The 15460-nt window shown below is 38.5% G+C and carries 12 protein-coding genes; 2 read left to right on the forward strand and 10 right to left on the reverse strand.

What is annotated here, in order from left to right; genetic code table 11:
* Positions 1-318 precede the first annotated feature (318 nt).
* From ACOVQ4_RS21430 to ACOVQ4_RS21450, 5 genes are all read right to left on the reverse strand, one after another.
* On the reverse strand, positions 319-3174 hold the full coding sequence (locus ACOVQ4_RS21430; RefSeq protein WP_421822640.1) for a T9SS type A sorting domain-containing protein: 2856 nt from the start codon (positions 3172-3174) through the stop codon (positions 319-321).
* Between the two features lie 287 nt (positions 3175-3461).
* On the reverse strand, positions 3462-3905 hold the full coding sequence (rplI, locus tag ACOVQ4_RS21435) for a 50S ribosomal protein L9 (protein WP_421822641.1): 444 nt from the start codon (positions 3903-3905) through the stop codon (positions 3462-3464).
* A gap of 87 nt (positions 3906-3992) precedes the next feature.
* Positions 3993-4244, reverse strand: coding sequence for a 30S ribosomal protein S18 (gene rpsR, locus ACOVQ4_RS21440; protein ID WP_095160599.1), 252 nt, complete (start codon positions 4242-4244; stop codon positions 3993-3995).
* A gap of 65 nt (positions 4245-4309) precedes the next feature.
* Positions 4310-4672 (reverse strand): 30S ribosomal protein S6, encoded by a 363-nt coding sequence (gene rpsF, locus ACOVQ4_RS21445; RefSeq protein ID WP_421822642.1) that lies wholly within the window; start codon positions 4670-4672, stop codon positions 4310-4312.
* Positions 4673-4873: 201 nt separating this feature from the next.
* Positions 4874-5842, reverse strand: coding sequence for a hypothetical protein (locus tag ACOVQ4_RS21450; RefSeq protein WP_421822643.1), 969 nt, complete (start codon positions 5840-5842; stop codon positions 4874-4876).
* A 216-nt stretch (positions 5843-6058) separates the two neighbouring features.
* On the opposite strand from ACOVQ4_RS21450, the gene ACOVQ4_RS21455 reads away from it, so the two are divergent.
* On the forward strand, positions 6059-6724 hold the full coding sequence (locus ACOVQ4_RS21455; RefSeq protein WP_421822644.1) for a YggS family pyridoxal phosphate-dependent enzyme: 666 nt from the start codon (positions 6059-6061) through the stop codon (positions 6722-6724).
* A 221-nt stretch (positions 6725-6945) separates the two neighbouring features.
* Here the strand turns inward: ACOVQ4_RS21455 and ACOVQ4_RS21460 are convergent, their stop codons facing one another.
* From ACOVQ4_RS21460 to ACOVQ4_RS21480, 5 genes are all read right to left on the reverse strand, one after another.
* Entirely contained in the window at positions 6946-7662 is a 717-nt protein-coding gene (locus ACOVQ4_RS21460; protein WP_421822645.1) for a peptidylprolyl isomerase, read from the reverse strand.
* Positions 7663-7728: 66 nt separating this feature from the next.
* Positions 7729-8655 carry a hydroxymethylbilane synthase gene (gene hemC, locus ACOVQ4_RS21465; protein ID WP_421822646.1) on the reverse strand — a complete coding sequence of 309 codons (927 nt, stop codon included), beginning with the start codon at positions 8653-8655 and terminating at the stop codon, positions 7729-7731.
* 60 nt (positions 8656-8715) lie between these two features.
* A complete protein-coding gene (locus tag ACOVQ4_RS21470; RefSeq protein ID WP_421822647.1) occupies positions 8716-9840 on the reverse strand; it encodes an ATP-binding protein in 1125 nt (374 codons plus the stop codon).
* A gap of 66 nt (positions 9841-9906) precedes the next feature.
* A complete protein-coding gene (locus ACOVQ4_RS21475; RefSeq protein ID WP_421822648.1) occupies positions 9907-11082 on the reverse strand; it encodes a GlmU family protein in 1176 nt (391 codons plus the stop codon).
* 590 nt (positions 11083-11672) lie between these two features.
* Positions 11673-11918, reverse strand: coding sequence for a type B 50S ribosomal protein L31 (locus ACOVQ4_RS21480; RefSeq protein ID WP_095160592.1), 246 nt, complete (start codon positions 11916-11918; stop codon positions 11673-11675).
* A gap of 816 nt (positions 11919-12734) precedes the next feature.
* On the opposite strand from ACOVQ4_RS21480, the gene ACOVQ4_RS21485 reads away from it, so the two are divergent.
* Complete coding sequence (locus ACOVQ4_RS21485; protein ID WP_421822649.1) at positions 12735-15206, forward strand: ribonucleoside-diphosphate reductase subunit alpha; 2472 nt, start codon at positions 12735-12737, stop codon at positions 15204-15206.
* Positions 15207-15460: the final 254 nt, after the last annotated feature.

Below are 15460 nucleotides of genomic sequence, written 5' to 3' on the forward strand. Positions count from 1 at the left end.
TTTTTTTTAGGCACTAGATTACAGGTACAAGATTACAGGCACTAGGCAACAGGCACTAGGCAAAGAGTGTTAAATTCCTTTTTATTTCCATAGATATATTTTTGCCTAATGCCAAAAGCTGAAAGCCAAAAGCCGAAAGCTGAACAAAACAGCCGTTTATTATGAAATCATAAAAACCCTTGCTTGCCGAATGCCAAAAGCTGAAAGCCGAAAGCCAAAGAAAACAGCCGTTTATTATGAAATCATAAAAACCTGTGCTTGCCTACGGCCTACAGCCTAAAGCCAATATTGTAATGTTATTCTAAACGATTACTTTGTCTATCGAGTAATAATCAGTTGTTTTGTTGATCGGAAATTTTTAGCCTCAATTCTCAATAGATATGTTCCCATAGCTAGGTAAAGTCGATTAGAATTACTCACCAAGTTATTAGCATCTAATGTAAAAGGCCCATTAAAGTTTGGTATTCTATCTGATGAATAGAGTTCAACCCCTTCCATATTAAAAATTTTTATCACTGCATCTTCCAAATTGTATTTACTATCTACGGTAAACACACCATTTGTTGGATTGGGATAAACACTAACTCCTTTGTCCTCAGGGAATTTAAACTCGGTAGCTTCTAAAGTAGCATTAGATTTTGTATCGAAATAAGTCACAACAGAAGTTTCTGGTGAGGCACATACCAAGGGAGTTGAAGAAGAAAGTACCGTATACTTTCTTCTTGATTGTAAAGTATAAACACCTTCCGTATTTGCTCTGATTAACGTATCCTTAGTTGCTAACACCTGACCACTCAACGACCACGTGTATTCATCTACTGGCTGGCTTGAGCGAGCAGCTAACAAATATGGTCCTACTCTAAAGATGGTAGGTGCAACAGGCTTAGGTTTTCTGACCGCCCAAATCGAATTGGAAGGCTTTGAATAACAGCCTTTAGCATCTACCACATAACCTCTCACTAAGGCAGTTGTAGAGACATCAATGGCTGAGGCATTTTCGCCACTCAAAACAGTATTTCTGTCCCAGTTGAAAGCCACATAATTCGAATTAGCAGGACTCAGTGTAATTCGTGTTTTTGAGCCTTCACAAAATACGGTATCCGAGGTAGCCCTAATTACAGGACTTGTAGGTAAAGGATTGACCAATGTTGGTACAGCAACTGATGGTGCCGAAAAACATCCATTTGCGCCAATAGTGCGTACTGTAAAGCTTCCTGCCACTTTTATATCAACATCTTGCGTAGCCTGTCCATTACTCCACAAATATCCTACTGCACCAACGCTCGATGAGCTTAACTTGGCACTTTGTCCATCACAAAACTCCGTAGAGCTTTTCAAAGCGATTGTAGGCTGGACGGGTCTTGGCTTAGATACTAAAGTTACCCCTGTTGAAAGTGGCGACAAACAAGCATTTTGATCTACTATTCGAGCGAAGTATGTACCATTTACGCCAATATTCAAGGTTTTTGTTCTAGCAATCACAGAACCTGAATTATCTAACCACTCATACAGAGCACCATCCGAAGCGGTAAGCCCAACCGTTGTTCCTTCACAATAATTCAAATTTGCATTGGCAGTCACAGTTGGTGCTGCTGGAGGCGTATTCGCCGTCACATTAAATGAGGGGATTTGAATGATATTACCATTTGGTTTGGTTATTTTGGCAAAATACGTTCCAGTTCCTACAGTTACGTCCTTTGTCGTACCAATCACTTCATAACTGCTATTCACCCATTGATAAGCGGAATATCCAGCTGGTAGACTCAAACTCAATCTTTGATTTGAGATACAAGAAAGGTTTACGCCTGGGATTGTATCGGCCATGATTGGCGTATTCAAGTCGAAAAAGCTTCTAGGATCTGTGCTACTCACAGGGCTCGTCAAAGAGTTAATCCAAGCATTTGCAGCATCATCCAATCCTGTTCCAGTAAAGTGAACACATTGATCTCTATCTCCAATTTTATCTACCTGAATATTATCAGTAAAAGGGCCAGGATAAATAGGGGCAAAAGACTGGTCGGCTATTGCCAAGTTTTGAGCACGCACAATTACAGGAGAAGGCTTAGGAGGTATAGCACCTGGTGTTCCGCAGTTCAATACGCCAGAATACGATGCTCGAGCGACTACCCAAGTAAGATTGTCATTACCCAAATCCTGTCTAGTTTTGGTAATTAATCTCTTCAAATTGTCCAAATAATTGGCTTCAGTCACAGGAAGAGGTTTTTGCTGAGAGGCAGGTAAAGAAGCATTTTGTTGTTCTGTAGCCAAGTTCAACAAATTTTGGGTTTCACCTTCCATCCAAAGAATAGCACGAATTCCCATATTGATACCATAATATCCAAGAACAGCCTTAAGGTTTGCATAAGGATAACCAGGGAGATAACGATTGACGGTACCATCCCCAAACTGAAAATCGCTTGGCGTTCCAATAGTTGGATTTTCGGCACTTTCTCTCCATACCCTTACAGAGGCACCTCCCCATGCCACATTAAAAAACATAATAGGCACATTCAATTTGCTAGCCAGCGCATCGCCTACCTTTCCCCAATAATAAGGGCCAATACCAAGTGGGCCAATGGTAACGTCTTTGGCAAGTTGAGAAAACTCAATAATAGAAAAAGCATCAGTAGAGGTAGCTACATAGCTTTTATTTTTGGGGTCAAAGTTTCTGATATATGAATTACTAGTTCCAAAACCTGGGTCATTAATAAAGTTAGCACAGTTTACACGGTCGTCTGATGCAGCCGTCTCATTTGAAGAGCGAAGCCCACTACCTCCAGCATTTGATTGCCCAGCAATCACAAACACCTCACCTACACCAACGCGTTCGATACGGCTAACATTACCCACTACAGCACCACGAAGTAAGCCTCTTACTTCCATGGTATACCAGCCTCCTGTAACCGTTACTGAACCTTTGAATAGACCTCCTCTTGGATTCGTCTTAAATGCAGTCCAATCAAGAAGGGTACCTTGCCCTGTTTTTACAGGGGTAAATTTCACTTGAAGTTCATCTACAGGCTGAGAATAACTTCCCACAATCGTCACTACTGCCTTATTTGACAAATCTCTTTGAAATACTTGACGAAATACGGGAGAGGTAATGGTAATTTGACTTACTACACAATGGCTAATAAACCACATACATAGAAGTAAAGGTAACTTTTTAAGCATATCCACTTTAGATTAAATAATGGAGGGTTTGAGTCGAACGTTTGTTAGTATTTTTCAAAACTCATCAAGAAAACAGATAATTTGCCAACCCACTTTACTTAGACGGCATTTAAGTTGATTTAGTTGCTTGATGAACCTATAAATTTGATTTTCATTTTGAGAATGAATAGACAATGTACAACAAACCAGTGTTTTAGAATAATCCAACAAAAATAAGAAAAGCATCCCAGTATTGGGATGCTTTTCTTATTTTTCTACAAAATTCAAGTAGTTTGCATCGAAATAAATTAGTCAGCAACTACTGTAAATTTCACTTTATGCTTAACATCTTTGTGAAGGTCAAGAGTTGCAACGTATTCGCCAACAAACTTAACTTCTGTATCCAAAGAAATTTTCTTGCGGTCAACTTCGAAGCCTTTTTCTTTCAAAGCTTCAGAAATTTGAAGGCTAGTCACACGACCGAAGATTTTACCACTTTCACCAACCTTAGCAGCGATATCAAGGGTTAAGTCTCCGATAGAGTCAGACAAAGTCTGAGCATCCAACTTGATTTTCTCAAGTTTGTGAGCGATTTGCTTAATGTTCTCAGCAAGGATTTTCTTGTTTGATGGCGTAGCCATTACTGCGAAACCTTGCGGAATGAGATAGTTACGGCCATAACCAGGCTTTACCGTAACAACGTCGTTTTTATAGCCAAGACCTGCGATGTCAGTCTTTAAGATGATTTCCATTTTTGTAAAAGATTTTTAGTCAATGATTGCAAGGGCAATCCTAAACTTCTAACTCTAATTTTTTGCGTATCGACAACGCGACAATTTCTATTTCAAACCGTCTGCTACGAATGGCATTAAAGCCAAGTGACGAGCACGTTTAACAGCTTGAGCTACTTTTCTTTGGTATTTCAAAGAAGTACCTGTAATACGACGAGGAAGAATTTTTCCTTGTTCGTTAACCAACTTCAATAAGAAGTCTGGATTTTTGTAGTCGATATATTTGATGCCTGATTTTTTGAAACGGCAATATTTTTTGCGTACTACGCTTTTGTCAACTGGTTCGTTTACTAAAGTCATGATTTCTTAAGTTTAAGTTGTGAATCGCGTTTTTTAGAAATGTTAAAACATTTCAATTCAACAGCTTATTCAGCTTTCGCTTCTTGTTTTTTACCTACTAAACCTTTTCTCTTGCGCTCGTTGTATTCAATCGCATGTTTGTCAAGTACTGTTGTCAAGTAACGAATTACTTTCTCATCACGCTTGTATTCGAGTTCCAATTTAGCAACGATTGTTGGCGCTGCAGTGAATTCAAAAATTTGGTAAAATCCAGTGTTTTTGTTCTGAATAGGGTACGCCAGCTTACGAATTCCCCATGCTTCTTCGTTAACGATTTCAGCACCGTTATCGGTCAAAACTTTTTTGAATTTTTCAACGGCGTCCTTTGTCTGCTGTTCTGACAAAACGGGAGTTAAGATGAACACCGTTTCATAATTACGTAATTCCATAAAAATGATATATTTGATAAACTGTTTTTTAAAAGGACTGCAAAGGTAATTATTTTGAAACAATTATCAAAACTTTCATAAGAAAGTTTTGATAATCAAGCTAATATAATCTAAAACAATAAGCGGTAGAAAATAGATATCAGGCAATTTACCTTCTAAAACCTATCTTCTACCGCTTATTATATTAATCTCAACGAAATCTTACTTCACTTCAAAAACTCCTTCTCCTATTTTGAATCCCTCAGAGTACAATTCAATGGTATGCTTTCCCTCCTTATAGGCCTGTCCTCGACTGTATACAAACTCCACCGACTGATGCGAATCGTCATAAATTACACGCTGTTTGGCTGTGTAGGTCAACTCACGCCCATGATAACTAAAATTACCTGAGCCCGTAGCCATATCAGCCACTGTAATACCAGTTGGGTCAATAATTCGAAGGTAAATTATTTTGGCTTCTTTATTGGTCAAAGGGTTTTCTTGCAAATAGAAGGTAATTCTAATTTTATCTACCTTCTTTGACTTATAAACCCCGCCATCGCTTTCTTTACCTTTACTCGAAATGGCATAAACATTGATATTTTCGGCTCTAAGAGCGGCTGCTTGAGTCACTTTATCGGACAATTCTTTATTACGAGCTTCCATCTCTCGCTGGCGTGCCGTAAAATTATTAGCAGAATCAAAGAGTGCTTTTTGAGCAGAATTAATACCCTCTCTCAAGAGCTCAGCCTCGCGACTCAAAGAGTCGTTCTGAGCCACTAGGATACCATTTTCTCTACGCAAACGAGTAATTTCTTGCTCTTTTTGGCCCAACAGAGCCTCGTACTTTTTAATCTTTACTTCGTATTGCTTCATCGAAAAGCCTTTATCCAATTTCTGAAGAGCAAGCTTGTCTTCTTCTAATTGTTTTTTGGCGCGCTCCAATTCTTTTACATCTCCTCCTAAACGTTGTATCTCCGCAATTTTCATATTGAGCTGATTCGCAATCGAGTCAAGCTTTGTGTTGGCTGTTAACAACTCCTCTGCATGCTCTAATTTCAAATCTTCAATATCTTTGTTATGTTGCCTCTCACGCATATACAAATACCCTAAAGCAACAGTAAGTATGGCGAGTACGGCAACGGCTACTTTTAGTTTTTGTTCACTTTGTCGATTTGGATTATACTCCATTGTTTTTAATATTTATGAGTTTGATAGTCTTTAATGAGCCAGTACAAAAGCTCTTAAAAGTATAAAAAAAACGTTATATGAGCATCTTTAATTTTACAAAGCTAAGATATTACTGCAAAAACTAAAAGAACTTGGAAGGTAATACCAAAAAGTAATCCTATTTTACGATTTATGTGCCTTATCTTTGTATCCTATTACAAAACAATCCTTTTCAAGATGACTATTGCTCAAAATATAGCTACGATCAATACACTCCTTCAGGGCACTCAAGCGCAATTGATTGCAGTGACAAAGACCAAACCAGTTAGTGACCTCGAACAAGCTTATCAAGCTGGTTGTAAAGTATTTGGAGAAAACAAAGTCCAAGAAATGGTCTCCAAATGGGAGGTACTTCCCAAAGATATCGAATGGCATTTGATAGGGCATTTGCAATCTAATAAAGTAAAATATATAGCTCCTTTTGTAAGTCTGATTCATTCGGTAGACTCTTTCAAACTTTTACAAGAAATCAATAAGCAAGCCATTAAAGCTGAACGAGTTATCGACTGCCTACTCCAAATCTATATCGCCCAAGAAGATACCAAATTTGGACTTTCCGAAGAAGAGGCGCTGGCTTTACTTCAATTACCAGAATTAGCCGATTTGCATAATATACGTTTAGTTGGTGTGATGGGTATGGCAAGCAATACCGACAATCAGGAGCAAATTAGAAATGAATTTAAAAGCTTGAAAGTGTTTTTTGATAATATCTCGGTCAATTATCCACTCCCAAATACCTCTTGGAAAGAGATTTCGATGGGAATGTCAGGCGATTTTTTGATTGCTGCCGAAGAAGGCTCAACCCTTGTACGAGTAGGCTCTGCTATATTTGGACATCGTTAAGTATGGTGTAGGATTAAATTTAATTTATGCGTTTAGGCACAAGGCAAAGAGTGTTAAATGTTTTTTTTAGTAACAATAGATATATTTTTGCCGTATGCCGAAAGCTCCAAAATTAAATTTTATTTTGCGTACTAACTCAATATTTAATGATTGAGTGTATGAGTGATTATTTTCAGTAGCTAGATTCATAAAAAATAATCACTCATCTAAAAAACTTTCCATTACAGCCAATCGGTATAACCGTATTGAGCTGTAATTTTTTTCTTCTTTATTTTTTTACAAGAAATTTTCATGACAATGTCCCTCAAAGGGCGATTGTTGCTATCTCTTTTTTGAGTAGCCACCGAGTCGATTACCCAAAGGTTATCTAGCACTTGTCCAAATACTGTATAGTTTCCATCCAAATGTGGCGTCCCTCCTACCGTTTTGTAGGTAGTCTGTTGTTCATTGGTATAAGTACGTAAAGGGCTTCTTTTCATTTGTTCGGCCAATGTTTTATCATCCCAAACTTTCCCTTGTACTATATAGAATTGGCATCCAGATGAGGCCTTTTCAGGATTATTATCTCTTGCGGCGGCAATAACTCCTTTTTTATGAAAAATATTGGGTAAAATTTCGGCTGGAACTCGATACCCTACGTCACCTTCGCCCAACATCTTGCCCTGAGCTGCTTCTTTAGACTGGGGGTCTCCACCTTGAATCATAAAAGTGTTGATAACTCGGTGGAAAAGTAATCCATCATAAAATTTTTTGTTGACTAACTTCAAAAAATTCTTTTTGTGCAAAGGTGTTGAATTGTACAGAATCCCGTGCATATCGCCCCAAGGAGTACTAATTGTTAATAAATAGTCTCTACGTTTTTTGAATAGCTGCGCAGAAGTAGCCTGACTAATCCCAAAACATAATATACTTAACAATACGAATCGATTGAGTTTCATAAATAGTTTTAGTTGTTGACGATGAAATAGAAGAAAATGTAAATTAAAACTCTGCGGACAAACTCTCTATAAGTTTGCTTTTATCTCTTGTAAAATACGTCCACCGCCCAAATTTAAAATTTTCTCAGCCAAGGCAAAACCCACTTCTTCTGGATTGGTGCCTGAAAGAACCTCCTTGATAATTTCTTTTCCATCTAAACTAATAATACCTCCTGTCATAGAAATAGTATCTGTTTCGGCATCATATTGAGCCAATCCAAACACTGGAATGCTACAACCACCTTGCAAACGCTTCAAGAAGGCACGTTCGGCCAATAATTGTTTTTCGGTATTCGGGTGGTTCAATAAAGTTCTGATTTTTTCTTTGATGTCAGCATCTAAATTTACTGCACATTCAATCGCAACCGAACCTTGTCCTACGGCCGGTGTAAAAGTATCTGTGGTAATCAATTGAGCAATATGTTCTTCGTATCCCATACGATGCACACCCGCAAATGCCAATAATAAGGCATCGCAGACACCACTTTCGAGTTTGCCCATACGAGTTTGCAAATTACCACGCATATCAACCGTAGTAATATGGGGGTAAAAATGCTTGAGCATTGCTACACGGCGTGTGGAAGAGGTACCTACCACAAAGGGCTGTCCGCTTTCTAAGGTCAAGCTTTTATCAAAACTAATCAATACATCATTTACCTTTTCACGTTCAGTAAATGCGATAATCTCAAAATTTTCACCTAAATCAGATTGTAAATCTTTGGCTGAGTGCTGTGCGATATGTATTTCACCAGAAAGAAGTTTTTCTTCTAACTCTTCAGTGAAAACACCTTTTGAGCCAATTTTTGATAGGGAACGGTCCAAAATCTGGTCGCCTTTTGTTTCTATAATCACAATTTCGACTGGCAAACCACCTGCCTCTAATGTTTCTTTGACAAAATAGGCCTGCCACAAAGCTAATTTCGACCCTCTCGTTCCTAGTTTAATTGTTTGCATGCTGATATATAATTAGTATGTTGTGAATGATGAAGAATAATATCATTCACCAGAATTTCTTTATTTCTGTTTGAATAATTTGGCAATCTGTAAGGATAAATCCAGATGAAGTATTTTGGCACGGGCATTTCTTTCGAGGTAGTAATGCGTTTGAGAAAATTCTTCACTAATCAATTCCAAAGCTCTTAAATTCACAGCTTTTGAAAAGTTTTGTACGAAGGTTAGTTCTTCGCCTTCGAGGCGCACCAAGCTTTCTGCCCCGCTTTTCCACATCAATAAATCTCTGAAGATATTTAGCCCATATTCCATCATTCCCTTTTGGTCTTCTTTCGAAAACGCATCAAATTCGTCTGCTAATTTAACCAAGGCTGCCACGTCTGGTTTGTAAGCCATACGCATCCAATTGGCAAACCATTGGTGCTTTCCTTGTCCTTGATTTTTACTGAGTGCCAAGGCCTTATTCAAATTTCCCTCCGACAAATACGCAATTTGTTTGGCTCGTGTAGCTTCGATATGCGCTTTCTCGATGAGATAAGAAGTAATATCTTCATCCGAAAATTGTGGTACACTTACACGCTGAGTCCTCGACAAGATGGTAGTCAATAGTTTGTTGGCGTCATTACATACGAGCAAGAAGAGTGTTTTGGCTGGCGGTTCTTCGAGAATTTTTAGCAAAGCATTCGCAGAGCTTTGGTTGAGCATTTCGGGCTGCCAAATCAGTAAGATTTTATATTCTGCCTCAAAAGCCTTTAAGGATAGCTTTTGAATAATTTTTCTGGCTTCTTCGGCCGATATATTTCCCTGTTTGTTTCCTTCGACACCTATGTGCTCAAGCCAATTAGGCAATGCCCCGTAGGGCTGTTCTGCCGTAAATTCGCGCCAAAGAGGCAAATAAGCATCAGATTCGGCTTCTTTTACCTTTTTGGTAGTTGCAGTCGGAAAAATATGATAAAAGTCTGGGTGAACTAGCTTACGCATTTTGGCACATGATGCACAACGACCACAAGCATCATCTGGCTGCTTATCTTCACAATTGATATAAGTTGCATACGCCCAAGCCAAGGCCAAATTACCCGAACCCAAAGGCCCATGAAACAATTGCGCATGCGCAACGTGGTTGCTTTGCACTGAATGAATAAGGGTCTTTTTGATAGAAGGTAAACCAGGGATTTCTTTAAACAACATAATTACAAAGACTTTGCGCTTATCTTTCAACAGCCACAACCTATTTTCTTATACAAACAATTTATTTTATCCATTTCTATGACCTTCAGTAAGGTCAAAAACGGCCTTTAGAATATTTTCTTCTATACCTTCAAAAATACGACCACGGCGTTCCAATACGGCACGAGCTACTTGGTTAGCCTTACGTAAATGATACGTTTTGAAGCCTGCACTTCCCCCCCAAGAAAACGATGGAACATGTTTGGGTTGAAAATCCGCTCCAAAGATATTACAATTTATACCAACCACCGTACCTGTATTAAACATTGTGTTGATACCGCACTTTGAATGGTCGCCCATAATCAGGCCTACAAACTGTAATCCTGAGTTTTCAAAGCGATTAGTCACATAGCTCCACAATTCTACTTTTGAATAATCATTTTTCAGATTAGAATTATTGGTATCGGCGCCCCAATTACACCATTCTGCAATTACAGAATTACCCATAAAACCCTCATGCCCCTTGTTGGAATTTCCAAATATCACCACATTACTTACTTCTCCGCCTACTTTACAACCTGGCCCAATGGTGGTGTTGGGTCTCATTTTTCCATCAAGGTTGACTACCGAGCCTTCCAAAATAGCAAATGGACCTTGGATTTTGGCACCTTCCATAATTACAACGTCTTTACCGAGGTAAATAGGGCCTTTTTCAGCATTGAGCGTAGCGGCCTTAATATTGACACCTTCTTCTACAAAAATCTGCGATTCGTTATATACTGCGGTAAAACGGTCATTGATAGGCTGAGAAGTTCGTCCCTGAGTTATTCGGGCAAAATCTGCTTTGATTTGCTCACCATTCAATAAGAATATATCAGTTAGTTGACGAATAATGGTAACATTTCCTTCCCATTCTATTACTTCAAAGTCGTCGGGAGAGATAGTCAAAACATCCGAACGATAGGCCAAAGTAATACCTTCAAAACTTAAAAGTTGTCCTGAGCTTAACCCTTGAATAGCATCCAACAAGGCAGCATTAGGACAAACAGCGCCGTTGATAAAGATATTATCCGATTGAAGTTTGAGCGGATACTTCTCTTGTAGATAATCTTGTGTGGCAAAAGAAACCGTGTTATCGAGATAGCTTTGCCACTTTTCAGTAATGGTATCTATCCCAAAACGGATTTCGCTAACGGGTCGCACAAAGGTAAGAGGAAGCAAAATCGCTCTAATTGAGGAGTCATCAAATATGATATAATTCATCTGTATATATAAATTTGAATGGAATGAGTGTGTTGCACCGAAATTTTGCTGTGCTCTAGCAAACCTAAGAGATTCTTGGAGAGAATACTAAATTTTCCAATTAAATTAATGAGCTATCGACAATAACGATGTATTAAGTAAGTGGGCAAAATTCTATTTAAGTTTTGCATTTTAGGGATTAGGCAGCAGGCACAAGGCAAAGAGTGTAAATAGTTTTTTTAGTTAATACAGATAATGTTTTTGCCTAATGCTTACAGCCTAAAGCCGAATACCTAATAGAAAAGATTAACTTTATAGTATTACCAATTTGCAATGTGGCTTTGACCTTTCGATTATGAATACCTTCGAATAACCAACATACTATTTACGAATAACGTCTTCTTACAAAGCCTAATCTTATTCATAGTACTTTTCCAAGTTTCTTAAAAATTCAGTACTTTTTTTATAGTGTTTGATTTTGCCTCAAAAATACGCAATATATTACTTGTTGTAAATATCTTTAAGTCGATTTTTAAAAACAAAAGCCTCTTAGCACGAAACTAAGAGGCTTTTTGGTACAACATACAAGCCAAAGAGACTTTGTTGTGAAATTATTTCTTCTGACCGAAACGTTTGTAGAATTTATCAACACGTCCAGCAGTATCAAGCAATACGTTTTTACCAGTATAGAAAGGGTGAGATAAAGAAGAAACCTCTAGTTTGAATACTGGGTACGTTTCGCCTTCAAATTCTGTTGTTTCAGTAGTGTTAACGCAAGACTGAGTCAAAAATTTAAAGTCAGCAGACAAGTCATGGAAAACAACTGGTCTGTAATTAGGATGAATGTCTTTTTTCATTTTTGATTTTAAGTTTTGAGACGATTCCCTGCCGTCTCGGTTAAATTGAAGCGTTTCGACAAGTCGTGGCTGGGAGTTGAACGTTATCAGAAGGCCAATTATCTGAGGATAAGGCGATAACGTTTCACAAACAAGAGTCTCGAAACGGGACGCAAATTTACATTTTTTTTAGTGCTTTCAAAAACTTTTTTTCATGAAAATATTAATAGACAGCCGTTTACTCGCTAAAGATTTTTTTTTAAAAAAAATATTGTAGTAATATTCCAAGTTGCACTTTGTCTAGTGAACTGATTATCTAAAGTTTGAGTTGTACATTATAAATAATCGCTAGAGATGGCTTTAAGAGAACTAATTTTTTTCATTGCGTTGGGTAGATAAAATTACTAACTTTGAAGAAGAGAGAGCCTCACAGAAAATCAAACATCTCCGCTCAATTTGAGCTAAACATTTGTTTACCATTAAATCATTTTGACTAACAAGTTTTAAGATGCATCAGGCTTGATTAGTACACAAATGAATAATCTCATGAAAACACGCCTACCTCAAATTTTTTAATTTGGCAAGTAGAGCATCTAGGCCATTTTACTGCTAATACATTAATAATCTGCTTGTTGAATAGCAAGCTTCGTTATACATAAAGCTAATAAATCAGTAGCTTGGGTGGACAGCTACGCTAAATTCTAAATGTTCATCGTTGATTAAGATATTTCGATTTAAAATCATTTAGGTATAAATCTTGCTTGATTTTGAATCACAAAAAATCCTTTGGAAGAAAATTAGTGGCTAATGCTTTAACCCCTAAAATCAATAGTTAATATGTACGTTATTAAAAGAGATGGCAGACGCGAGTCTGTAAAGTTTGATAAGATTACCGCTCGAATCGAAAAACTTTGCTACAGCCTCGACCCTTACTTTGTGCAACCGTTGGAAGTAGCCAAAAAAGTGATTACTGGCTTGTACGACGGCGTAACAACAACTGAACTAGATAACCTAGCTGCTGAAACGGCGGCTTCGATGACAACCAAGCACCCAGACTATGCGGTATTGGCAGCAAGAATCGCTATTTCTAACTTGCACAAAAATACCCAAAAGTCTTTTTCTGCAACGATGAAAAAGTTGTATAACTATGTCGATCCCAAGACTGGTGAAAATGCAGCTCTTTTGTCGAAAGAGGTATATGATGTTATTAAAAAGCATGCAGGTGAATTAGACGCTGCTATCATCTACGACCGCGACTTTGGCTATGATTATTTTGGTTTTAAGACACTCGAAAAATCATATTTGCTAAAATTAGATGGCAAAATTGCCGAAAGACCACAACACATGCTCATGCGTGTGGCGGTGGGTATTCACTTCGATGATATCGAGGCAGTGCTTGAAACTTACAATCTCCTATCGGAGCGTTGGTTTACGCACGCAACTCCTACTCTTTTCAACGCAGGAACTCCAAAACCGCAAATGTCATCGTGTTTCTTGTTGACTATGCAAGAAGACTCTATCGAGGGTATTTATGACACATTGAAGCAATGTGCTAAAATTTCTCAATCGGCTGGAGGTATCGGTTTGAGTATCCATAATGTTCGTGCAATGGGTTCATACATTAAAGGCACTAATGGTACCTCAAACGGTATTATCCCAATGCTTCGTGTATTTAATGATACCGCTCGCTATGTTGACCAAGGTGGTGGAAAACGTAAAGGTTCTTTCGCTATTTACTTGGAACCTTGGCATGCCGATGTATTTGATTTCTTACAACTTCGTAAAAACCACGGTAAAGAAGAAGTTCGTGCTCGTGACTTATTCTATGCCCTTTGGGTGCCCGATTTGTTTATGAAGCGTGTGAAAGACAACGATGTTTGGTCATTGTTCTGCCCTCACGAATGCCCAGGTTTGGACGATTCTTACGGTGATAAATTTGAAGAACTTTATACGGGTTATGAAAAAGCTGGAAAAGCTCGACGTGTAGTAAAAGCTCAGGATTTATGGTTCGAAATCTTGGAGGCTCAAACAGAGACAGGTACTCCGTTTATGCTATTCAAAGACCACGCAAACCGCAAGTCTAACCAAAAGAACTTAGGTACTATCAAGTCTTCAAACCTGTGTACTGAGATTATTGAATATACTTCAAAAGACGAAGTAGCGGTATGTAATTTGGCATCTTTGGCACTACCAAAATTCATCAAACAAAATGAAAGAGGTTTCTCTGAATTTGATCACCAACGTTTGTATGAGGTAACTAAGGTAGCTACCAAAAACCTAAACAAAATTATCGACCGCAACTATTACCCAGTGGAAGAGGCTCGTCGCTCCAACATGCGCCACCGTCCTATTGGTCTGGGTGTACAAGGTTTGGCAGATGCCTTTATCTTGTTGCGTATGCCATTCGAATCTGATGAGGCTCGTCGATTGAATAAAGATATTTTCGAAACGATTTATTATGCTTCAATGGAAGCTTCGATGGAACTTGCCATCAAAGAAGGCCCTTACGAAACATGGGAAGGCTCTCCTATCTCGCAAGGTATCTTCCAATTTGATATGTGGGATGTAACACCAGAATCAAATCGTTGGGACTGGGAATCGCTTCGTAAAAAAGTAGTAGAGCACGGTGTGCGTAACTCACTGTTGGTAGCACCAATGCCTACGGCTTCTACTTCTCAAATTTTGGGTAACAACGAATGTTTTGAACCATATACTTCAAATATCTATGCTCGCCGCGTATTGTCGGGTGAATTTGCAGTGGTAAACAAGCACTTGTTGAAAGACTTAGTGAAATTAGGTTTGTGGAGTGATTCTATGAAGAATAAATTGATTTCGGCAAACGGTTCGGTTCAAGGTATTCCAGAAATCCCACAAGACTTAAAAGAGCTTTACAAGACAGTTTGGGAAATCAAACAAAAAGCAATTATCGAAATGGCTGCTGACCGTGGTGCTTATATCTGCCAGTCTCAGTCATTGAATATTCACATTCAAGACCCGAACTTCGGTAAGCTGACTTCTATGCACTTCTATGCATGGGAGAAAGGTCTTAAAACAGGTATGTATTACCTTCGTACTAAGGCCGCAGCTGATGCTATCAAATTTACAGTTGAGAAGCAAGCCGATGTAGCCATTGAGCACGCAAACGTTGTACACGAACATGACCTTAATTATGAGGCCTATGCTGCCAATGCGAAAGCTAGTGCCAGCACGTTCAATGTTCCAGGACTGAACAACGTAACAGAACAAAACTGGTCTGCGATGCAATGCTCTCTTGACGACCCAGACGGTTGTGAAGCATGCGGGTCTTAATTATTGGCTTTAGGCTTTGAGCAGTCAACTATTAATTAGGTTGCTGTACAAGCCAAAGCAATCTAAAATCCCTCAATCTGTCATGGATTGAGGGATTTTGTGTTAAAATTGAAAGGTTACAAACGAAAAGGCATACCTGTTACTGAGGGATAGCTGACTGTCCAACGCCTAAATCGCTATCCACTTACCTACATTTCTATGAATAAAGAAATTCTAAAAAAAGCCGCAGGATTCTGTGCGTATCAGGAAAGAAC

This window comes from Flectobacillus sp. (genome assembly GCF_049240685.1).
GTDB lineage: Bacteria > Bacteroidota > Bacteroidia > Cytophagales > Spirosomataceae > Flectobacillus.